Origin of the sequence: Rathayibacter sp. VKM Ac-2856, from assembly GCF_013205055.1 — a bacterium.
Lineage (GTDB): Bacteria > Actinomycetota > Actinomycetes > Actinomycetales > Microbacteriaceae > Rathayibacter.
The window spans coordinates 428,943-449,830 of record NZ_JABMLF010000005.1 but is presented as its reverse complement, the minus strand read 5'-3'; the positions used below and the strand labels follow the sequence as shown (position 1 = coordinate 449,830).

Genomic DNA, 20,888 nt, shown 5'->3' with positions numbered 1-20,888 from the left:
CCGGAGTTGTTTTCGCGTGCCGGAGGTGAGGAGGTCGGACGTCCGGCTCGTGGAACGGAGTCGGGCTCGTGGAACGGCCGGGTTCTCGCGTGCCGGAGTTGTTTTCGCGTGCCGGAGGTGAGGAGGTCGGACGTCCGGCTCGTGGAACGGAGTCGGGCTCGTGGAACGGTGGGATTCTCGCGTGCCGGAGGTGATTCCGCGTGCCGGAGGTGGGCGGGAGGGTGGCGCCCGGAGGGGCGCGGGTGGATCGGATGGATCAGGGGGAGGGGATGGTAGGCGCTCGCCGGAGGGTTGGCCAGTACCTCCCGGGCGCGGTGGCGGCGGGCGGACGATGAGGCGGCGGGACGCGATCGCGCGCCCCGGCCGGACCGCGGCACGACCGGAGTCGCGGTTCGCAGCATCAGCACGGCCGCGCCGTGCGGCACCGACGAGAGGACGACCGATGGGCTTCTGGGGACCGAACGACGACGATTCGCACGGCAGGCCGCGCCCGGTCGACGAGCCGCTGGGCTCGCTCGAGGTCGTGCACGAGTTCGCCGACGGGCCGATGCCGACGGGGGTGAGCGTCTCGCACACCGGCCGGATCTTCGTGAACTTCCCGAAGTGGGGCGACGAGGTCCCCGCGACGGTGGTCGAGCTGCGGGACGGAGTCGCGGTGCCGTTCCCGGACGAGGCCTGGAACTCGCCGGACGGCGACGACGACGCGCAGGCGCTGGTGTCGGTGCAGAGCATCGTGGTCGATCCGGCCGACCGGCTGTGGATCCTGGACACGGGCAGTCCGTTGTTCCAGCCGACGAAGCGCGGCGGGCCGAAGCTCGTCTGCGTCGACCTGGCCACGGACACGGTGGAGAAGGTGATCGTCCTCGAGCCGGACGTCGCGCTGCCGACGACCTACCTCAACGACATCCGCTTCGATCTGCGGCGGGGGGTCGCCTACATCACCGACTCCGCCGACTCCGGGCCCAACGGCCTGATCGTCGTCGACCTCGAGTCCGGCGACGCGTGGCGGCGGCTGCACGACCACCCGAGCACGAAGGCGCTGACGCCTCCGGAGCTGGTGCCGATGGCGGAGGGCCGCGTGCTGATGAAGCGGCCGGCCGACGGCGAGCCGGAGCCCGTCACCATGGGTTCCGACGGGATCGCGATCTCGGCCGACGGCGAGCGGCTCTGGTACTGCCCGCTCGTCTCGCGGCGCTGGTACAGCGTGGCGACCGAGGCGCTGGTCGACCGCGGCGTCTCGGACGAGGACGTCGCCGCGACGGTCGTCGACGAGGGCGACAAGGGCGGGGGAGCGGACGGCCTGGAGACCGACGACCGCGGCCGGTTCTACGCGACGAACTACGAGAACAACGCGATCGTGCGCCGCCGCACCGACGGGACGATGGAGACGCTCGTGCACGACGAGCGGCTGCTCTGGCCGGACACGATGTCGATCGCGACGGACGGGCACCTCTACGTCACGGCCAACCAGCTGCACCGGCAGGCCGACTACCAGGGCGGGACGGACCTGAGGACCTACCCGTACTCGCTCTTCCGCATCGCGATCGACGCGGGTCCGGTGCTCCTGCGCTGAGCGCGCGCCCCTGCAGGCCGAGCAGCCGACCGCAGGGCTGCGCCCCCGCATGCTGGTCGAGCAGCCGACCGCAGGACGGCCCACTGCATGCTGGTCGAGCAGCCGGCCCCGGGGCGGCGCACTGCATGCTGGTCGAGTAGCCGGCCGCAGGGCGGCGTATCGAGACCCGGCGTGTGCAGGCGGGTGGATCTCGATACGCCCGCTGTGCGGGCTACTCGATCAGCATGATCGCGCGCGCTGCTCGATCAGCAGGACGGCGCGCGGCGCTCCGTCAGCGCGGCCCCGCGCCCGCCGCGCGGCGCACGAGCTCGGCGACGGTCGCGCGGGTCGCGTCGTCGGCCGCGGTGAGCGCGTAGGCGGTCGGCCAGATCGTGCCGTCGTCGAGCTGGGCGCCGTCCTGGAAGCCGAGGGTCGAGTAGCGGGTGCCGAACTTCGCGCCGGGCTGGAAGAAGACGATCGCCTTGCCGTCGGCGCGCGCGTACGCCGGGAAGCCGTACCAGGTCTTCGGCAGCAGATCGGGCGCCTCCGCGGCGACGACCTCGTGCAGCATCTGCGCGATCGGACGCTCGACGTCCGTCATCGCCGCGATCGCCGCCTCCGCGTCGGCCTTCTCGGCGGTCGCCTTGTCGGCGCTCTTCTGCCGCTTCGCCTCCGCCCGGAGCTCTGCGGCGCGCTGCTTCACGGCGGCGCGCTCCTCCTTCGAGAGACCGTCGTCGGTGGGCATCGCTGGCTCCTTCTCGCGGGCCGCGGTGGTCCGCCGGGGCTCATCGTGGCAGTCGGCGGCGTCCGCGGCAATGCAGCGGTCGGCCCTGCACGGATCGGGGCGCCGACCCGGCGGTGGCGCGTCCAGCAGCCGTGTCGGCGGCCGCCGGTAGCGTGGGCGGATGCGCCTCCTCCTGATCCGCCACGGCCAGACCCCCTCCAACGTCGACGGCATCCTCGACACCCGCATCCCCGGCCCCGGCCTCACCGAGCTCGGCCGCCGTCAGGCCGCTGCGCTGCCGACGACGCTGGCCGACGAGCCGATCGGCGCCCTCTTCGTCTCGACCATGCGCCGCACCCACGAGACGGCCGCGCCGCTCGCCGCGGCCCTCGGGCTCGAGCCGACGGAGCGCGCGGGGATCCGCGAGATCGCGGCGGCCGGCCTCGAGATGCGCGGCGACGAGGCCGCGGTGGAGGAGTACATGGGCACGGTCTTCCGCTGGGCGGGCGGCGAGACGTCGGTGCAGCTGGCCGGCGGCGAGACGGGCGACGAGTTCGCCGCGCGCTACGACGCGGTGGTGGCGGAGGCGGAGGCGACCGGCCACGACGTCGTCGCGCTGGTCAGCCACGGCGCGGCCATCCGCTGCTGGGCGGGGCTGCGCTCGCTCGACCTCGACGCGCACTTCATCGCCGACCACCTCCTCGACAACACCGGCGTCGTGATCCTCGAGGGCTCCGGCTCGGAGTGGTCGCTCGTCTCGTGGGAGGGCGAGCCGGTCAGCGGCGTGGGCGCCGCGGCGCCGTCGGGCCCGGCGGGCGAGACGACGGACTGAGGCTCCGCGCCGCCCATGCTGGTCGAGTAGCCGTCCGGAGGACGGCGTATCGAGACCCGGCGTCTGCAGGCGGGTGGATCTCGATATGCCCGCTGCGCGGGCTACTCGATCAGCATGAAATATGCCCACTGCGCGGGCTGCTCGATCGGCATGAGGGGGGCCTGCCGCGCGGGTTGCTGGCCCGGCAGGGACGGGCGCTCGCCGCTCATGCTGGTCGAGTAGCCGGCCGGAGGACGGCGTATCGAGACCCGGCGTCTGCAGATGGGTGGATCTCGATACGCCCGCTTCGCGGGCTACTCGATCAGCATGGTGCGCGCGGGCCGCTCGGTCGGCATGGTGCGCGCGGGCCGCTCGATCGGCATGGCGTGGGCGGCCGCTCGACCCCGACTCGTCTGGTTGCCCGCGGGTAACGATCGGGCAACGTTTCGGAAATGTTCTCTGACCGGCTCGAACGCGAACGATAGCTCGGCTCTGCATCGCCGCAGGACCCCCGATCCCGGTCCTCGTCGTTTGGCCGGATCCGACCCCGCGGCTACCGTGGACGGCGGTCCTCGAGACCCCGATGAATCGGTCCGCGCTCGTGCGGCGTCCTCCCCGGCGTGCCGCGAGCGTACGGTCAACGGGTGCGCGAGGCGGCCCCGTGGTCGCCTCCCGGACGAACCGGAATCGCCTCCTCGCCCCCTCCGCCCTCCCGCGGTGGGGCGTTCGCGGAGGCTGGAGAGACGGCGTCCCCCGCACCCGACCCGGCACCACGAGATGAGAGTGCAGGGATGCGTCCCTGCGCGCCGACGGAGTGCACGTGCAGCAGAACCAGCAGGACATCAGCGAGCCCGGGAACGGAGCCGCCACCGCCACCCTCGAGCGGGAGGGCCCGGCCCTCGAAGCGAGGAACCTCTTCAAGGTCTTCGGCCGCCGACCCGAGGAGGTCGTGCGGCGGCTGCGCCAGGGCGCCGATCGCGCCGACCTCGCGGGCCAGGGCACCGCGGCGGTGATCGACTCCTCCTTCGAGGTGCGCCGCGGCGAGATCTTCGTCGTGATGGGGCTGTCCGGCTCCGGCAAGTCGACGCTGATCCGCATGCTCAACGGCCTGCAGGAGCCGACCGCGGGGGAGGTGCTCATCGACGGCACGACGATCACCGGCGTGCCCGAGAAGGAGCTGCGCCGCATCCGCCGATCCTCGGTCTCGATGGTCTTCCAGCACTTCGCGCTGCTGCCGCACCGCACGGTGCTCGACAACGTGGCCTACCCGCTCGAGATCCAGGGGGTGCCGGCGGCCGAGCGCCGCGAGCGCGCCCTGCTCGCGGTCGAGCGGGCGGGCCTGGCCGGCTGGCACGAGAAGATGCCCGACGAGCTCTCCGGAGGCATGCGCCAGCGGGTCGGACTCGCCCGCGCGCTCGCCGCCGACACCGACATCGTGCTGATGGACGAGGCGTTCTCGGCGCTGGACCCGCTGATCCGCCGCGAGATGCAGGAGCAGCTGATCGAGCTGCAGCAGGAGCTGGGCAAGACCATCGTCTTCATCACGCACGACCTCAACGAGGCGATGCTGCTCGGCGACCGGATCGCCGTGATGCGCGACGGCCGCATCGTCCAGATCGGCACGCCGGAGGAGATCCTCACCGACCCGGCGAACGACTACGTGGCCCAGTTCGTGCAGGACGTGGACCGCGCCCGGGTGCTCACGGCCTCCGCGGTGATGGAGCCGGTCCGCTCCCTCGTGACGCTCACCGCCGGCCCGCGGGCCGCGCTGCGCACGATGCGCGACCAGCAGACCGCCGCGGCCTTCGTGGTCGGCACCGGACGGCGCCTGCTCGGCACCGTCCGCGACCGCGACGTGATCGAGCAGGTGCGCGCGGGCACCACCGACCTGTCGCTCGTCGTCACCTCCGCCGTCGTCAGCGTGGGCCCCGACACCGCGCTCAGCGAGATCATCGAGCCGGCCGTCGAGTCGGCCCTGCCGGTGGCGGTCGTGGACGAGGACGGCCGCCTGCTCGGAGCGATCCCCCGGGTGACGCTCCTCGCGGCGCTCGGGAACCTCGGCCCGCAGACCGGTGAGCTGCCGCTCGTCGAGCCGCCCGCGACGCTCCCGACCGAGATGGTCACCGCCACGCTGCACGCGACCGGCGGTCCCGTCGACGACGCCGTGCTCGCGAGCGAGGGGGGCGTGCGATGAACCCGGACCTCCGCCTGCCGCTCGGCGCCGCCATCGAGTCGTTCGTCGACACGCTGACGCGCACCTTCCAGCCGGTCTTCGACCTGCTCCGCACGGTCTTCGGCGCGGCCTACACCGGCGTCGACTTCGTGCTGGCGACGCCGCCGTTCTGGGTCGTCATCGCGCTGATCGCGGTGCTCGCCTACGCCGCCCGCGGCTGGGTCTTCGGACTCGGCTCCGCGGTCGGTCTCCTGCTGATCGCGAGCGTGGACCAGTGGGACAACGCGATGGACTCGCTCGCACTGGTGCTGGTCGCCTCCGCGGTCGCGATCGCGCTGAGCGTGCCGCTCGGGATCCTCGCGGCGCGCAACCGGACCGCCTCGGCGATCCTGCGCCCGATCCTCGACTTCATGCAGACCATGCCGGCGTTCGTGTACCTGATCCCGGCGCTGATCCTCTTCCGCGTCGGCGTCGTCCCCGGCATCGTCGCGACGATCGTCTTCGCGATGGCGCCCGGCGTCCGGCTGACCGAGCTGGGCGTCCGCGGCGTGGACTCCGAGCTCGTCGAGGCGGGCGAGTCGTTCGGCTCGTCGAAGTGGCGCATCCTCCGGCAGATCCAGCTGCCGCTGGCGCTGCCGTCGATCCTGGCCGGGCTCAACCAGGTCATCATGCTCTCGCTCTCGATGGTCGTCATCGCGGGCATGGTCGGCGCGGGCGGCCTCGGCGGCGACGTCGTGGCGAGCATCGGCCGGATCGACGTGGCGCTGGGCTTCGAGGCCGGCATCGCGGTGGTGATCCTGGCGATCATCCTCGACCGGATGACGAGCGCCCTCGGTGCGCCGTCGCCGGCCCGCGTCGCCCGGGCGAGCAGCCGCAAGGCCGTCGTCGCGACCCGCACGGCCGTCGCCGCGGTGTCGGTCGGCGTCGTCGCCTCGCTCGGCGCCTCCGCGGTCGCCGGCCCGGCGTCCTCCGGGCCCGTCGCCAACGGGGACCGCACCGACGTCACCCTCGCCGTCTTCCAGGGCTGGGACGAGGGCATCGCCGTCTCCCGGCTCTGGAGCGCCGTGCTGGAGGAGGAGGGCTACGACGTGACGCAGCAGAGCATCGACGTGGCGCCCGGCTTCTCGGGCCTCGCCAGCGGGGACTACGACCTCGCGATGGACACCTGGCTGCCGATCACACACGCGGACTACCTCGAGGAGTACGGCGATCGCATCGTCGACCTCGGCGCGTGGAACGACGACGCGAAGCTCACCATCGCGGTGAACGAGGACGCGCCGATCGACACCCTCGAGGAGCTCGCGGCGAACCCCGAGGTCGTCGGGAACCGCCTCGTCGGCATCGAGCCCGGCTCGGGGCTGAACGGGATCACGACGGACGCGGTCATCCCCGGCTACGGCCTGGAGGGGATGGAGTACCTCACCTCGTCGACGCCGGCGATGCTGCAGGAGCTCTCGAGTGCGACGGCGGCCGGCGAGAACATCGCCGTGACGCTGTGGCGCCCGCACTGGGCCTACGACGCGTTCCCGGTGAAGGACCTCGAGGACCCGAAGGGGCTGCTCGGCGAGGCCGAGGGGATCCACGCGTTCGGCTCGGCGGCCTTCGACGGCGACTTCCCGACGCTGAGCACCTGGATGCGCGACTTCAGGATGGACTCGGACACGCTGTACTCGCTCGAGAACGCCCTCTTCAACGAGGGTGCGGACGACCAGGACGCGGCGCTCGAGCAGTGGATGACGGAGAACCGCGAGTACGTCGACGGTCTGACGGGCTGAGGGGGGATCTCGATACGGCCGCTGCGCGGCCTACTCGATCGGCATGGGGAGCGGCGGGCGCCCGGTGGGCGGCGCTCTCGTCATGCTGGTCGAGCAGCGCGCAGCGCGTATCGAGACCCACCTCCGCCGGAACATGCGCTGAGAGCCGCCGTCATCGCCCATGGGCGATGAGACGTGCTCTCAGCTGATGTTCTGCAGGCGGATCAGGCGCGCGCCGCCGCGTACTGCTCGCGGATGACCGGGCGGTGGTCCGGCGCCGGCTCGGCGAGGGAGGTGACCTCCCACGTCGGACGCTCCCCGGTCAGCGCCCAGGCGGCCTGCACCGCCGCGCCGTCGGCGACGTACTCGCCCGGCGTCGGCACGACCACGGGCACGTCGAAGACCTGCGAGGCCGCGAGCTGCACGGCGCTGTTCTGCGCCGCTCCGCCGATCAGCAGGATGCGCTTCGCCTCGACGCCCTGCGCCCGCACGGCGTCGAGGCCGTCGGCCAGACCGCAGAGCATGCCCTCGATCGCGGCGCGCGCCAGGTTCGGCCGCGTCGTCGACGCGATCGTCATCCCGTGCAGGCTCGCCGTCGCATCGGGCAGGTTCGGCGTCCGCTCGCCCTCGAAGTAGGGGACGAGCACGAGACCGCCGGAGCCCGGCTCCGCCTCGAGCGCGAGCGCCGAGAAGGCGTCGAAGTCGCTGCCGAGCAGCCCGGCCGTCGAGGCCAGCACCCGCGCCGCGTTCAGCGTCGCGACCAGCGGGAGGAACCGCCCGCTCGCGTCCGCGAAGCCCGCCACCGTGCCGGAGGGGTCGCGCACCGGGTCGTCGGTCACCGCGAAGACGGTGCCGCTGGTGCCGATGCTCACGACGACGTCGCCGGGGCCCGCGCCGAGGCCGAGCGCCGCGCCGGCGTTGTCGCCCGCACCCGGGCCGACGACGAGGCCGCTCTCGGTCGTGCCGGCCTGCTCCGACGGGCCGAGCACGCGGGGGAGGAGCGGCCGGTGGCCGAGTGCGCGCTCGAGGAGGTCGAGGTCGTAGCCGTCGGCGCCCCAGTAGGAGGTGCCCGAGGCGTCCGAGCGGTCGGTCGTCAGCGCGTCGAGCTGCGGGCCGCGCGCCGAGTCGGGGCCGTAGCCGAGCAGGCGCCAGGTCAGCCAGTCGTGCGGGAGCGCCACGGCGGCGACGCGTGCCGCGTTCTCCGGCTCGGCGTCGCGCAGCCAGCGCAGCTTGGTGGCGGTGAAGGAGGCGACCGGCACGCTGCCGGTGCGCTGCGCCCACGCCTCGGCGCCGAGCTCCTCGATCAGATCGCGGGCCGCGCCGGCGCTGCGGGTGTCGTTCCAGAGCAGCGCGGGCCGGACGACCCGCCCGTCGGCGTCGAGCACGACCATGCCGTGCTGCTGACCGCCGACCGAGATCGCGGCGACGTCGTCGAGTCCGCCCGCGTCCGCAAGCGCGATCTGCAGCGCCTCCCACCACGCGGCCGGGTCGACCTCGGTGCCGTCGGGGTGCGAGGCGCGTCCCGTGCGGACCACCGCTCCGGTGTCGAGGTCGCGGACGACCACCTTGCAGCTCTGGGTCGACGAGTCGATCCCTGCGACGAGCGTCATCGCCGTCTCCGTTCGTTGTGGCGGGTGGAGGCGCGGCCTCCGATGAAGTCGGGGTGCGGAGGGGTCGCCTCCGCGGAAGGGGCGGGCGCCGGCGCGGCCTCCGCGGGGGAGGGGCGCCGTCGCCCGAGCATGCGAGAACGGACGAGACCCCGTGCCGAGGCACGGGATCCCGTCCGTCTCAGGGAGCCCCGAGAACGGGGCGACCCGGGTGGATCAGCTGCGCGCGCCGAGCAGGTGCTCGGTGGCGAGCTGCTGCAGGCGGACGAAGCCGAAGCCCTTGCCGCCCAGGTACGCGTCGGTGTCGAACGACTCGTAGGACGCGGTGTCCGCGAGCAGGTCGTCGTACGACTCGCCCTCGTTCAGCGTCGGGGTCGACAGCTCGCCGACCTTCGACGCCGCGAGCGCCTCCTGCACCTCGGGGTCGGCGCGGAAGGCCGTGGCGCGCTCCTTGAGCAGCAGGTAGGTGCGCATGTTGGCCGCGGCCGAGTCCCAGACTCCGGTCTCGTCCTCGGTGCGCGAGGGCTTGTAGTCGAAGTGGCGCGGGCCGTCGTAGGCGGGGACGCCGCCGGGGCCGCCGTTCTCGAGGAGGTCGACGAGCGAGAACGCGTTGTGCAGGTCGCCGTGACCGAAGACGAGGTCCTGGTCGTACTTGATGCCGCGCTGGCCGTTGAGGTCGATGTGGAAGAGCTTGCCGTGGTACAGCGCCTGGGCGATGCCGGCCGTGAAGTTCAGGCCCGCCATCTGCTCGTGGCCGACCTCGGGGTTCACGCCGACGAGCTCGGGGCGCTCGAGGGAGTCGATGAAGGCGATCGCGTGGCCGAGCGTCGGCAGCAGGATGTCGCCGCGGGGCTCGTTGGGCTTGGGCTCGATCGCGAAGCGGATGTCGTAGCCCTTGTCGGTGACGTAGTCGCCGAGCAGGTTGACGGCCTCCCGGTAGCGCTCGAGGGCCGCGCGGATGTCCTTCGCGGAGTCGTACTCGGCGCCCTCGCGGCCGCCCCACATCACGAAGGTCTGCGCGCCGAGCTCGGCGGCGAGGTCGATGTTGCGGAGGACCTTGCGCAGCGCGAAGCGGCGCACGTCGCGGTCGTTCGAGGTGAAGCCGCCGTCCTTGAAGACCGGGGCGCTGAAGAGGTTGGTGGTGACCATCGGCACGACGAGGCCGGTCGACTCGAGCGCGCCCTTGAGGCGGTCGATCTCGGTCTGGCGCTCGGCGTCGGTCGAGCCGAACGCGAAGAGGTCGTCGTCGTGGAAGGTGAGGCCGTAGGCGCCGAGCTCGCTCAGCTTCTCGACCGCGTGCACGGTGTCGAGGGGCTTCCGGGTCGGGCCGCCGAACGGGTCCGTCCCGTTGTAGCCGATGGTCCAGAGGCCGAACGAGAACTTGTCGGCGCGGGTGGGGGTCAGGGACATTGATCCGAATCCTTTCCGGCGACGTCGCCGAATTGTTGTTGCGCCCAACATATCGACCGGGGGCGTGCGGCGCAACGCTCGTGGCGACGTGTCGTGTCATCGTGCTCGTCGATCGACGCGACGCCTCGCGACGCTGTGCCCATGGATCGACACGACGCCTCGCGTCACTGCGCCGTCGATCGACGCGACGCCCTGCGTCACTGCGCCCGTGGATCGACGCGACGCCTCGCGTCGATATGTCGCGACGCCCGACGAATTCCTTGCGGAAGCGTTTCGACTGTGCGTACAGTGCTCAGCAGCAACCCGGTCGAAGCGTTTCGAAGCACTGCTCCCCTGAGCAGGGCGGAGCGGCCGGGCACCGACGACGAGGTCCGGCAGGAGGAACGATGGCGAGCATCCACGACGTCGCCCGCGTGGCCGGGGTCTCGATCAGCACCGTCTCCTACGCCCTCTCCGGCAAGCGCTCGATCGCCGCCTCCACCCGCCAGCGGGTCGACGAGGCCGTCCGGCAGCTCGGCTATCGGCCGCACGCCGGCGCCCGCATGCTCGCCGGAGCGCGGACCCACATCCTCGCCCTCTCGGCGCCGATGCGCGGCGAGCTGCATCTGCCCACCCACATGCGCTTCGTCACCGAGGTGCTCGAGCGGGCCCGCGAGTCCGACTACGACGTCCTCCTCCTCGTGACGGACGAGGCGTCAAGCGGCATCGCCCGCGTCTCCTCCTCCTCACTCGTCGACGGCGTCGTGCTGATGGGCGTCGACGACGAGGACGACCGCGCGGCCCTCATCCGCGCAGCCGGCGTCCCGGCGACCTTCATCGGCGTGCCGGCCGACGCGCACGACCTCGCCTGCGTCGACCTCGACTTCGCCGAGGCGGCCCGCCGGAGCGTCCGCCTGCTCGCCGAGCAGGGCCACCGCTCGATCGGCCTGATCGAGCACCCGCAGTCGTACACCGACCGCAACGCCGGCTTCGTCCGCCGTTTCGACGACGCGTTCGAGGCGGAGTGCGCGGCGCTCGGCCTGACCCTCAGTGTCGAGCGGCCGCACATCGGCCGCCCGAGCGCGGCCGCCGCAGTCGATGCGCTGCTCACCGCTCCCGTCTCGGCCCTCGTCCTGCACTGCAACGAGCCGGTGGCGGAGGCGGCGATCGAGCGCCTCGTCGAGCGCGGCCTCTCGATCCCGGGCGACCTCTCGGTCCTCGCCGCCTGCGCCAGCTACGACGGGGCGTCGCTCCCCGTGCCGGTCAGCAGCATCCCCCTGCCCTTCGACGCGATGTGCCGCGCGGCCGTCGCCCGGACCCTCCAGCAGATCGACTCCGGTCGCACCACCGGCGTCGACCTCCTCCCGCCCCACTACGTCGACCGCGGCTCCGTCGCGCTCGCTGCGACCGGCGCCGCGGTGCCGGCCGCGCCCTGACCCCTCCCCGCTCCCGCTTCCTCCCGCTCCTCCCGCGCGGATCGTCGAAACGCTTCGACGGCTCGTGCCACCTGAGAGAGCGCTCTTCGACTCGCACGACCGTTCCTGCACCACCCCACGTCCACAGCCCCGCGGCACCGTTTGAAGGAGAACTCCCGCTATGTCGCTTCGTCCCCGCACCGCCTTCCACCGCCCCTCCGCCGCCACCGTCGGCTCCCTCAGCCGCCGCGGCCTGATCGCCGGCGGTGTCGGCATCGGCGCGATGTTCGCGCTCGCCGCCTGCTCCGGAGGCGGCTCCGACGCCGGCTCCGACGCCCTGGCCACCGACGTCGACGGCGCCGGCCGCACCCTCACCATGTGGGACTTCGAGACCCCCGACAGCGACCGCGGCATCGCCTGGCTCGCGGCCCGCGACATCTTCACGAAGGAGACGGGCGCCGAGATCGCCTACGAGTTCAAGGCCTTCGAGCAGCTGCGCACCGGCGCCAGCCAGATCTTCAACTCCAACTCCGCGCCCGACGTCGTCGAGTACAACAAGGGCAACGCGACCAGTGGACTGCTCTCGAGCCAGGGCCTGCTCACCAACCTCGACGAGGCGGTCGAGTTCTACGGCTGGGACAAGCTCATCCCGGGTGCGCTGCAGACCACCGCCAAGTACGACGAGCAGGGCATCATGGGCTCCGGCTCCTGGTACGGCATCCCCAACTACGGCGAGTTCACCTTCGTCTACTACAACAAGGACGTCTTCGCCGCGAACGGCCTCGAGGTCCCGACGACCTACGACGAGTTCACCGCCGTGCTCGACGCCTTCGTCGCCAAGGGCATCACCCCGCTGGCCGAGGCCGGCGCGGAGTACCCGCTGCAGCAGCTCTTCTACCAGCTCGCGCTGCTGAAGGCCGACCGCCAGTGGATCACCGACTACCAGACCTACACGGGCGAGGTCGACTTCGAGGACGCGGCCTGGAGCTACGCGGCCGACCAGCTGCAGACCTACGTCGACAAGGGCTACTTCTCGGCCGACGCCTCGGGCCTCAAGGCCGAGGACGCGGGCACCGCCTTCATCTCGGGCGAGTACCCGATCTTCTTCTCGGGCTCGTGGTGGTTCGGCCGCTTCAAGACCGAGATCACCGGCTTCGAGTGGGACACCTTCCTCTTCCCGGGCGCCGAGTTCACGATGGGCTCCGCCGGCAATCACTGGGTCATCCCGGAGACGGCGAAGAACAAGGACCTCGCCTACAAGTGGATCGACATCACGATGCGCCCCGAGATCCAGAACCTCATCGGCAACAACGGCGGCATCCCGCTGGTGGTCGACGAGTCGGCCATCACGGACGAGAAGAGCAAGGCGCTGCTCTCGCAGTGGAAGACGGTCGTCGAGCAGGACCAGCTCTCCTTCTACCCGGACTGGCCCACCGCGACCTTCTACGACGACCTCGTCGCCGCCTCGCAGGAGCTCATCAACGGCTCGACCGACCCCAGCGGAATGCTCACCGAGCTCCAGTCCAAGTACGACGACGGCGTCGCCGACATCAAGTAAGCGCGCGGGGTCTCGATACGCCCCTCCGGGGCTACTCGACCAGCGAGCTCCACCCGCCCCCGCACTTCCCCCTCCGCGAGATGCCACTTGTGCATGCGACACGCCGTGAAAGCCGTGCACAAGTGGCATCTCGCGGCCCCCAACACGCAGCCCCACCGTCCAAGGAGTCCCCATGACGACGACCGTTCCGCGTCGCGCGGAGAGCGCCCCGCCGCCTCCCACGGCCGAGAAGCCGCCCCGCGAGAAGCGCTCCGGCGGGTACTGGCTCTACCTGATCCCGGGCTTCGTGCTCTTCGTGTTCATCGTGCTGATCCCGCTGATCTGGAACGTCTACATCAGCTTCACCTCGTGGCGCGGGATCAAGCCCCCGATCTTCATCGGACTCGACAACTGGATCGAGCTGATGGGCGACGACCAGTTCTGGACGTCCTTCCTCAACTCCGTCTACATGATCATCGCGATGGTGATCGTCCCGACGATCCTCGGCCTCCTCCTCGCCGCGATCCTCTTCGATCTCGTCGGCAAGAAGTTCGGCGGCAGGATCGCCTCCTTCCTCCGCGCGACCTACTACCTCCCGCAGATCCTCCCGACGGTCATCGCGGCCATCGTGATCGGCTGGATCCTCCGCCCGGACAACGGCGCGCTCAACTCGATCCTCGAGGCGGTCGGCCTCGGCTCGCTCTCGCACGACTGGCTCGGCAAGCCCGACACCGCGATGCTCTCGATCATGGTCGTGATGATCTGGGTCCAGCTCGGCTACCCGGTCGTCATCTTCATGGCCGCTCTGCAGCGCGTGGACCCGGAGCTCTACGAGGCCGCCGAGCTCGACGGCGCGAACTGGTTCCAGCGCTTCCGCTGGATCACGATCTCGATCATCCGCCCCGAGGTCTTCGTCGTCACCCTCACCTGCACGATCGCCGCACTGAAGGTCTTCGGGCCGATCTACGCGCTGACCCGCGGTGGTCCGGGCGACTCGACCATCGTGCCGAGCTACTACTCCTATACCGAGTTCTTCCAGAAGCAGCAGGTGGGCTACGGCGCCACCATCGCGACCGCGCTGACCATCGTCATCGTGATCCTGGCCGTCCTCTTCATCCGCGCACAGGAGCGCGTCGAGCGCAGCGAAGGAGCCCGCTGATGTCGGCCATCGAAGCCCTGCCGTTCACTCAGGCCGGCACCGACGACACCGATCTGACCACCCCGAAGAAGGCGCCCAAGGCCTCGAAGGGCGCCACCCGGCGCACCGTCGGCGACTGGGCGATCCTGGTCGTGGCGGTCGTGATCGGGCTCGTCATCATCAGCCCGGTGCTGCTGATCCTGCTCAACTCGTTCAAGACCCCGGCCGAGTACTCGGCGGGCGGTCCGCTCGCCTTCCCGACCGGCCTCTCCTTCGACGGCCTGTCCACCTTCTGGGAGCGGGTGAACTTCCCGGAGAAGCTCGGCAACTCGATCCTGATCTCGGGATCGGTCGCGATCCTCGCGGTCGCCCTCTCGGTGCTGAACGCCTATGCGATCGGCATCGGCCGGGTCCGCGGCCGCAGCTGGATCATCATCCTGTTCCTGCTGGCGAACATGCTGCCGCAGGAGGCCCTGCTCTACCCGCTGTACTACATGTTCAAGGCGGTCGGGATCTACGACAGCCAGCTCTCGGTGATCATCATCTTCACGGTGATCCAGTCGGCGTTCGGCACCTATCTGCTCTCGAGCGTCTACGGCACCTTCCCGAAGGAGATCCTCGAGGCCGCGGCACTCGACGGCGCCTCGAAGTGGCAGGTGCTCACCCGGGTGATCGTCCCGATCTCGCGGCCGACCCTCTCGGTGCTGATGATCTTCTTCTTCATCTGGACCTGGAACGAGTTCCTCATCCCGCTGGTGTTCCTGGTGAGCGACGCGACGCAGACCGTCCCGATCGCCATCTCCAGCCTGCAGGGCGACAAGATCATGGACGTCACGACGACCAGCGCGAGCGCCCTGCTGGGCCTGCTGCCGACGCTGATCTTCTTCCTGATCTTCCAGCGCACCCTGACCCGCGGCATCACCGCCGGCGCGGTCAAGTAGGCAGCCCGCCACCGCGGCGCGGGCCCCCTCCGACGGGGCCCGCGCCGCCGATCCGCCCGCGCACTCCATGGCGGATCGAAGCGCTTCGATCTCCTCGACGGCTCCGGCCGTCCTCCCGCCATCAGAAAGGCACCACCCCATGAAGTTCACCGACGGGTTCTGGCAGACGAGGGCCGGATTCACGCCCCTCTTCGCGCAGGAGGCGTACGACATCCGCTCCCACGGCACCTCGCTCGAGGTGATCGCGCCGACGAAGGTGATCCAGGGCCGGGGCGACGTGCTCAACCGGCCGACGCTGACCGTCACCGTCTCGTCCCCGGCGGAGGGCGTCGCGAAGGTGCGGATCGAGCACTGGCGCGGCACCGCGACCCGCGGCGGCTTCGACCTGGTGGACGACGCGGTCGGCGAGGCGATTCTCACCGAGGCGGGCGGCGTCCTGCGCACCGGCGACCTCGAGGTCCGCGTCGCGCAGGGCGCCCCGTGGTCGCTCGAGTTCTGGGACACCGCGACGAACACGCGGCTGACCGGCTCCGGGCACAAGGCCCAGGGATACCTCACCGGACCCGACGGTGCGGCGTACCTGCACGAGCAGCTCGACCTCGGCGTCGGCGAGCTGGTCTACGGCCTCGGCGAGCGCTTCGGCCCGTTCGTGAAGAACGGCCAGACCGTCGACGTCTGGAACGCCGACGGCGGCACCTCCTCGGAGCAGGCCTACAAGAACGTCCCCTTCTACCTCTCCAGCCGCGGCTACGGCGTCCTCGTCAACGACCCGGGCCTCGTCTCGTTCGAGATCGGCTCCGAGACCGTCGAGCGCGTGCAGTTCTCCGTCGGCGGCGAGGCGCTGGAGTACCTGGTGATCCAGGGCCCGACGAAGAAGGACGTGCTCCGCCGCTACACCGGGCTGGCCGGCCGACCCGCGATCGTGCCCGCCTGGAGCTACGGCCTCTGGCTCACCACGAGCTTCACCACGAGCTACGACGAGGAGACGGTCTCCTCCTTCATCGACGGCTTCGCCGAGCGCGAGCTGCCGCTGTCGGCCTTCCACTTCGACTGCTTCTGGATGCGCGAGTTCCAGTGGACGGACCTCGAGTGGGACCCGCGCACCTTCCCGGACCCGGAGGGGATCCTCGCCCGCCTGCACGAGCGCGGCCTGCACACCTGCGTCTGGATCAACCCCTACATCGCGCAGGCCTCGGCGCTGTTCGAGGAGGGCCGCGAGAAGGGCTACCTGCTGCGGACGACCGCGGGCGACGTCTGGCAGTGGGACATGTGGGTCGCCGGCATGGCGCTGATCGACTTCACGAACCCGGAGGCGACGCGGTGGTTCCAGGACAAGCTGCGCGTCCTGGTGCGCCAGGGCGTCGACTCGTTCAAGACGGACTTCGGCGAGCGCATCCCGTCCGAGGGCGTGGTGTGGGCCGACGGCTCCAGCCCCGAGGGCATGCACAACTGGTACACCCAGCTCTACAACCGCGCGGTGTTCGAGGTGCTGGAGGAGGAGCTCGGCGCGGGTCGCGCGGCGCTCTTCGCCCGCAGCGCCACCGTCGGCGGGCAGGCGCTGCCCGTGCACTGGGGCGGCGACAACACCTCCTCCTACGTCTCGATGGCGGAGACCCTGCGCGGCGGGCTCTCGCTCGCCCTCGGCGGCTTCGGCTTCTGGGCGCACGACATCGGCGGCTTCGAGGGCACGCCCGATCCGGGCGTCTTCAAGCGCTGGCTCGCCTTCGGCCTGCTCTCCTCGCATTCGCGGCTGCACGGCTCGTCCTCGGTGCGGGTGCCGTGGGCGTTCGACGAGGAGGCGGTCGACGTCACCCGGCTCTTCACCCGGCTGAAGCTCTCGCTGATGCCCTACCTCTACGCGGCGGGGGCGGAGGCGGCGCGCACCGGCACCCCGGTGATGCGGCCGATGACGCTCGAGTTCGAGGACGACCGCAACGCGGCGCACCTCGACACGCAGTACATGCTCGGCCACGACCTGCTGGTCGCGCCGGTCTTCACGCCGGACGGCTCGGTCGAGTTCTACCTGCCGCGCGGGCGCTGGACCAGCTGGTGGACCGGCGAGAGCACCGACTCGGCGGGGGAGTGGCGCCGCGAGGTGCACGGCTTCGACTCGCTGCCGCTCTACGTCCGCGAGGGAGCGGTGATCCCGGTCGGTGCGCGCAGCGACACGGCCGAGTACGACTACGTCGACGGGCTCGAGCTGCGGGTGTTCCCCGGCGCGGACGGCGAGACGGTCGTGCGGGTGCCGGCGCACGACTCCGGCGAGGAGACCGTGTTCACGGTGACCCGCTCGGGCGCCGAGGTGAGCGTCGACGCGCCCGCCGGCAGCTGGACCTGGACCCGCGCGGGGTCCTGACCGGCGAGGTCCGCGCGCAACATCAGCTGAGAGAGGGGTCCCTCCTCTGTGGGGCGAGGGACCCCCTTCTCAGCTGATGTTGTGCGGCGGACCGCGCGTCCACGCGCGGATAGGCTGACCCCGGACAGCAGAGGAGACCGCGGAATGGCCGAGAACGCGACGCGCGGCAACAACCTCGACCGGGTCCGCCGGCACAACCTCTCCGCGCTCCTGCGGCTCGTGCACCGCGGCGGCCCGCGCTCCCGCTCGCAGCTGACGCGCCTCACCGGGCTCAACCGCTCCACCATCGCCGCCCTCGTCGGCGAGCTGGTCGAGCTGGGCCTCGTGCGCGAGCTGCAGCCCGAGACCCTCAACCAGGTCGGTCGGCCGAGCCCGATCGTCGAGACGGATCCGCGGGTCGTCGCGATCGCGGTGAACCCCGAGATCGACGCCGTCACCGTCGCGGTCGTCGGCCTGGACGCCGAGGTGCGCCGCCGCATCCGCCGCACCGCCGCCGTCCCGAGCGCCGAGGCCGCGGCACGGCTGGCGGCCGACGCGATCGCCGAGCTGGTCGCCGAGCTCCCCGCCGACGCGCGGACGGTCGGCATCGGCGTGGCCGTCCCCGGTCTCGTCCGCGACGCCGACGGCCTCGTCCGGGTCGGCCCGCACCTCGGCTGGACCGACGAGCCGTTCTCGCGGATGCTCGCCGACGCGACCGGGCTGCCGGTGCTCTCGGCCAACGACGCCAACCTCGGCGCGCTCGCCGAGAGCGTCCTCGGCGCGGGCCGCGAGGTCTCGCACCTCGTCTACCTCAACGGCGGCGCGAGCGGCGTCGGCGCCGGCGTGATCGTCGGCGGCGCCCCGCTGCACGGCATCGACGGCTACGCGGGCGAGATCGGCCACACCCTCGTCAACAGCGCGGGCGTCGACTGCCACTGCGGAGCGGTCGGCTGCCTCGAGACCGAGGTCGGCCGCGCGGAGCTGCTGCGGGTGCTCGGCATCGACTCCAGCGAGCGGCTCGAGGAGGCGCTCGCCGCGTCCGGGGACCCCGCCGTGCGGGCCGAGGTGGAGCGGCAGCTCGGCCACCTCGCCGTCGCGCTGCGCAACGTCGTCAACATCTTCAACCCGCAGCTCGTGGTGCTGGGCGGCTTCCTCGGCGCGCTCGTCGGCGTCGCGCCGGGCTTCCTCGAGGAGCGCCTCGGCCGCGGCGGTCCGTTCCGGGTGGCGCTCGACTCCGTGCGCATCGCCCGGACCGAGCTCGGCGCCGACCTGCTGATGCTCGGCGCGGCCGAGCTGGCCTTCGAGCGGCTGCTCGCCGATCCGCTGACGGCCGCGCTGCACCCGGCCGGCGGAGCACTTCCCGCGGCCTGACCGGCGCTGCGGGCGTCCCGCAGGCGAAGTCCGGTCCGCGAGACGGGCCCGACCCCTTGCGCGGCACCCGGTCGAATTGATTCGATAGTCGGGGAATGAATCCGGTCTCCCGCTGCTTGGCGGTAGAGGCGGTGCCCTTCCGCGCTCCCTCTTCTCCTCCGCTCTGCGCTCCGCAGGAAGGCTCCGTGACCTCTCTCGCCCCGACCCCCACCGGCTCGATCCCCGTGCACCGGCACGCCGGCGACGCTCTGACCAACCGTCAGCGCCTCGTCTACGTCATCGTGCTCGGCGCGCTCACCGCACTCGGCCCGTTCACGATCGACCTCTACCTCCCCGCCTTCCCCGCGCTGCAGAGCGAGCTGAACGTGTCGGAGGCGGCGGTGCAGCTGACCCTCACCGGCACCACGCTCGGCTTCGCGCTCGGGCAGCTGGTCGTCGGTCCGTGGAGCGACGTGGTCGGCCGGCGGCTGCCGATCCTGCTCGCGACCTCGCTGCACGTCCTCGCCTGCGTCGGCGCGGCGTTCGCGCCCGAGATCGTCTCGCTCGGCGTCTTCCGCTTCCTGATGGGCGCCGGCGCGGCCGCGGGCGGTGTCGTCGCGATGGCGATGGTCCGCGACCTCTTCGGCGGGCGACCGCTGGTGAAGATGCTGTCGCGCCTCGCGCTGGTCTCCGGTCTCGCGCCGGTGCTCGCCCCGGTCATCGGCTCGCAGCTGCTGCTGGTGATGGACTGGCGCGGCATCTTCGTCTTCCTCGCCGCCTACGGCCTGCTCGTGATGCTCGCCGTCGCTCTGCTGATCGTGGAGACGCGGCCCCGCGTGGCGCGCGCCGACCGCGACTCCCGCTCGCTCGTGCAGCGCTACCGCGCGGTCCTCAGCGACCGGGTCTTCGTCGGCGTCGCGATCATCGGCGGCATGACCTTCGGCGGCCTGTTCACCTACCTCTCCAGCTCCTCCTTCCTCTTCCAGGGCCTCTACGGACTGGACGCGCAGCAGTACGGCCTGCTCTTCGCGGTCAACTCGCTCGGCGTGGTCTCGGGAGTGCAGGCGTCCTCGTTCCTCAGCCGCCGCGGCGTCGGCCCGCAGTGGATCCTCGCCGTCACCACCGTCTCCCTCTTCGTGACCGCCGGACTGATCGCGCTCTTCGACGTGCTCGGCTTCGGCATCTGGGGCACCCTCGTGCCGCTGTGGTTCTTCATCGCCTCCTGCGGGTTCAGCTTCCCCTGCGTGCAGGTGCTCGGCCTGGTGAACCACGGCCGCGAGGCGGGCACCGCGGCGTCGCTGCTCGGAGCGGTCAACTTCGGCACCGCCGGCATCCTCTCGCCGATCTCCGGCGTGTTCGGCGCGGAGTCCGCCGTCCCGATGGCCGGCGTCATGATGGCGACCGCCGCCGTCTCGATCGTGGCGCTCTGGCTCGTCGTCCGCCCCCGGACCGTCCCGGCCCTCCAGGACTGAGCGGCCGCCGCGCCGCCGCCGCGCCGCCGCCGCGCCGCCGCCGCGCCGCCGCCGCGCGACCTGCGGATCTCCGGCTCGTGGAACCGACTCCGGCTCGCGGGATCGAGCGGATCCGACTTGCCCGACTCGTTTCCACGAGCCGGAGGTGTCTGCTCAGCACCTCCGGCTCGCGAAACCGGCTCCGGCTCGTGGAATCGGCTTCGGCTCGCGGAATCGAGCGGTTTCGACGTGCCGGAGGCGTTTCCGCGAGCCGGAGGTCTCTGCTGAGCACCTTCGGCTCGTGGAATCGGCTTCGGCTCGCGGATTCGAGCGGTTTCGACGTGCCCGACTCGTTTCCGCGAGCCGGACGTGTCGGCTCAGCACCTCCGGCTCGTGAGATCGGCTTCGGCTCGTGGAATCGAGCGGTTTCGACGTGCCGGACGCGTTTCTGCGAGCCGGAGGTCTCTGCTGAGCACCTTCGGCTCGTGGAATCGGCTTCGGCTCGCGGATTCGAGCGGTTTCGACGTGCCGGGCGCCTTTCTGCGAGCCGGAAGTCTCGGCTGAGCACCTTCGGCTCGTGAAATCGGCTTCGGCTCGTGGAATCGAGCGGTTTCGACGTGCCGGACGCGTTTCCGCGAGCCGGAAGTCTCGGCTGAGCACCTTCGGCTCGTGAAATCGGCTTCGGCTCGTGGAATCGAGCGGTTTCGACGT

General features: G+C 71.5%; 14 protein-coding genes. 11 read left to right on the top strand and 3 right to left on the bottom strand.

The genetic code is table 11. The annotated features are described in order from the left end of the window. The first annotated feature begins 442 nt into the window (after positions 1 to 442). A complete protein-coding gene (locus tag HQQ82_RS17190; protein ID WP_173235262.1) occupies positions 443 to 1,573 on the top strand; it encodes an L-dopachrome tautomerase-related protein in 1,131 nt (376 codons plus the stop codon). Positions 1,574 to 1,844: 271 nt separating this feature from the next. Here the strand turns inward: HQQ82_RS17190 and HQQ82_RS17185 are convergent, their stop codons facing one another. After that, positions 1,845 to 2,297: a hypothetical protein gene (locus HQQ82_RS17185; RefSeq protein ID WP_173235261.1), complete on the bottom strand. Its 453-nt coding sequence runs from the start codon at positions 2,295 to 2,297 to the stop codon at positions 1,845 to 1,847. Between the two features lie 160 nt (positions 2,298 to 2,457). Here HQQ82_RS17185 and HQQ82_RS17180 point away from each other — a divergent pair, with 160 nt between their 5' ends. The 3 genes from HQQ82_RS17180 to HQQ82_RS20680 all read left to right on the top strand — a co-directional run bounded on the left by HQQ82_RS17180 (position 2,458) and on the right by HQQ82_RS20680 (position 7,035). Beyond that, the gene (locus tag HQQ82_RS17180) at positions 2,458 to 3,108 is read left to right on the top strand and encodes a histidine phosphatase family protein (RefSeq protein WP_173235260.1); all 651 of its coding nucleotides are present in this window, start codon (positions 2,458 to 2,460) and stop codon (positions 3,106 to 3,108) included. A gap of 820 nt (positions 3,109 to 3,928) precedes the next feature. After that, the gene (locus tag HQQ82_RS17175; RefSeq protein ID WP_367947992.1) at positions 3,929 to 5,281 is read left to right on the top strand and encodes a glycine betaine/L-proline ABC transporter ATP-binding protein; all 1,353 of its coding nucleotides are present in this window, start codon (positions 3,929 to 3,931) and stop codon (positions 5,279 to 5,281) included. Continuing rightward, the gene (locus HQQ82_RS20680; RefSeq protein WP_173235259.1) at positions 5,278 to 7,035 is read left to right on the top strand and encodes an ABC transporter permease/substrate binding protein; all 1,758 of its coding nucleotides are present in this window, start codon (positions 5,278 to 5,280) and stop codon (positions 7,033 to 7,035) included. The genes HQQ82_RS17175 and HQQ82_RS20680 overlap by 4 nt, the downstream gene beginning before the upstream one ends. A 203-nt stretch (positions 7,036 to 7,238) precedes the next feature. Here HQQ82_RS20680 and xylB read toward each other — a convergent pair whose 3' ends face one another. Together xylB and xylA are read right to left on the bottom strand one after the other, a co-directional pair. After that, on the bottom strand, positions 7,239 to 8,624 hold the full coding sequence (gene xylB / locus HQQ82_RS17165; protein ID WP_173235258.1) for a xylulokinase: 1,386 nt from the start codon (positions 8,622 to 8,624) through the stop codon (positions 7,239 to 7,241). Between the two features lie 213 nt (positions 8,625 to 8,837). After that, positions 8,838 to 10,031: a xylose isomerase gene (gene xylA, locus HQQ82_RS17160; RefSeq protein ID WP_173235257.1), complete on the bottom strand. Its 1,194-nt coding sequence runs from the start codon at positions 10,029 to 10,031 to the stop codon at positions 8,838 to 8,840. A gap of 386 nt (positions 10,032 to 10,417) precedes the next feature. Here xylA and HQQ82_RS17155 point away from each other — a divergent pair, with 386 nt between their 5' ends. From HQQ82_RS17155 to HQQ82_RS17125, 7 genes are all read left to right on the top strand, one after another. Beyond that, complete coding sequence (locus HQQ82_RS17155) at positions 10,418 to 11,446, top strand: LacI family DNA-binding transcriptional regulator (RefSeq protein ID WP_173235256.1); 1,029 nt, start codon at positions 10,418 to 10,420, stop codon at positions 11,444 to 11,446. A gap of 160 nt (positions 11,447 to 11,606) precedes the next feature. Further along, positions 11,607 to 12,983: an ABC transporter substrate-binding protein gene (locus tag HQQ82_RS17150; RefSeq protein WP_254071574.1), complete on the top strand. Its 1,377-nt coding sequence runs from the start codon at positions 11,607 to 11,609 to the stop codon at positions 12,981 to 12,983. A 172-nt stretch (positions 12,984 to 13,155) separates the two neighbouring features. Beyond that, on the top strand, positions 13,156 to 14,121 hold the full coding sequence (locus HQQ82_RS17145) for a carbohydrate ABC transporter permease (protein ID WP_173235255.1): 966 nt from the start codon (positions 13,156 to 13,158) through the stop codon (positions 14,119 to 14,121). Next, positions 14,121 to 15,041 (top strand): carbohydrate ABC transporter permease, encoded by a 921-nt coding sequence (locus HQQ82_RS17140; RefSeq protein ID WP_173235254.1) that lies wholly within the window; start codon positions 14,121 to 14,123, stop codon positions 15,039 to 15,041. The genes HQQ82_RS17145 and HQQ82_RS17140 overlap by 1 nt, the downstream gene beginning before the upstream one ends. A 139-nt stretch (positions 15,042 to 15,180) precedes the next feature. Then, positions 15,181 to 17,397: an alpha-xylosidase gene (gene yicI, locus HQQ82_RS17135; RefSeq protein ID WP_173235253.1), complete on the top strand. Its 2,217-nt coding sequence runs from the start codon at positions 15,181 to 15,183 to the stop codon at positions 17,395 to 17,397. 144 nt (positions 17,398 to 17,541) lie between these two features. Next, positions 17,542 to 18,747: an ROK family transcriptional regulator gene (locus tag HQQ82_RS17130; RefSeq protein WP_173235252.1), complete on the top strand. Its 1,206-nt coding sequence runs from the start codon at positions 17,542 to 17,544 to the stop codon at positions 18,745 to 18,747. Positions 18,748 to 18,842: 95 nt separating this feature from the next. Beyond that, entirely contained in the window at positions 18,843 to 20,198 is a 1,356-nt protein-coding gene (locus HQQ82_RS17125; RefSeq protein ID WP_173235251.1) for a multidrug effflux MFS transporter, read from the top strand. The last annotated feature ends 690 nt before the right edge of the window (positions 20,199 to 20,888 follow it).

Coding starts and splice junctions, on each gene's coding strand:
- HQQ82_RS17190 (WP_173235262.1), top strand. CDS start 443: ATGGGCTTCTGGGGACCGAACGACGACGATTCGCACGGCAGGCCGCGC.
- HQQ82_RS17185 (WP_173235261.1), bottom strand. CDS start 2,297: ATGCCCACCGACGACGGTCTCTCGAAGGAGGAGCGCGCCGCCGTGAAG.
- HQQ82_RS17180 (WP_173235260.1), top strand. CDS start 2,458: ATGCGCCTCCTCCTGATCCGCCACGGCCAGACCCCCTCCAACGTCGAC.
- HQQ82_RS20680 (WP_173235259.1), top strand. CDS start 5,278: ATGAACCCGGACCTCCGCCTGCCGCTCGGCGCCGCCATCGAGTCGTTC.
- xylB (WP_173235258.1), bottom strand. CDS start 8,624: ATGACGCTCGTCGCAGGGATCGACTCGTCGACCCAGAGCTGCAAGGTG.
- xylA (WP_173235257.1), bottom strand. CDS start 10,031: ATGTCCCTGACCCCCACCCGCGCCGACAAGTTCTCGTTCGGCCTCTGG.
- HQQ82_RS17155 (WP_173235256.1), top strand. CDS start 10,418: ATGGCGAGCATCCACGACGTCGCCCGCGTGGCCGGGGTCTCGATCAGC.
- HQQ82_RS17150 (WP_254071574.1), top strand. CDS start 11,607: ATGTCGCTTCGTCCCCGCACCGCCTTCCACCGCCCCTCCGCCGCCACC.
- HQQ82_RS17145 (WP_173235255.1), top strand. CDS start 13,156: ATGACGACGACCGTTCCGCGTCGCGCGGAGAGCGCCCCGCCGCCTCCC.
- HQQ82_RS17140 (WP_173235254.1), top strand. CDS start 14,121: ATGTCGGCCATCGAAGCCCTGCCGTTCACTCAGGCCGGCACCGACGAC.
- yicI (WP_173235253.1), top strand. CDS start 15,181: ATGAAGTTCACCGACGGGTTCTGGCAGACGAGGGCCGGATTCACGCCC.
- HQQ82_RS17130 (WP_173235252.1), top strand. CDS start 17,542: ATGGCCGAGAACGCGACGCGCGGCAACAACCTCGACCGGGTCCGCCGG.
- HQQ82_RS17125 (WP_173235251.1), top strand. CDS start 18,843: ATGAATCCGGTCTCCCGCTGCTTGGCGGTAGAGGCGGTGCCCTTCCGC.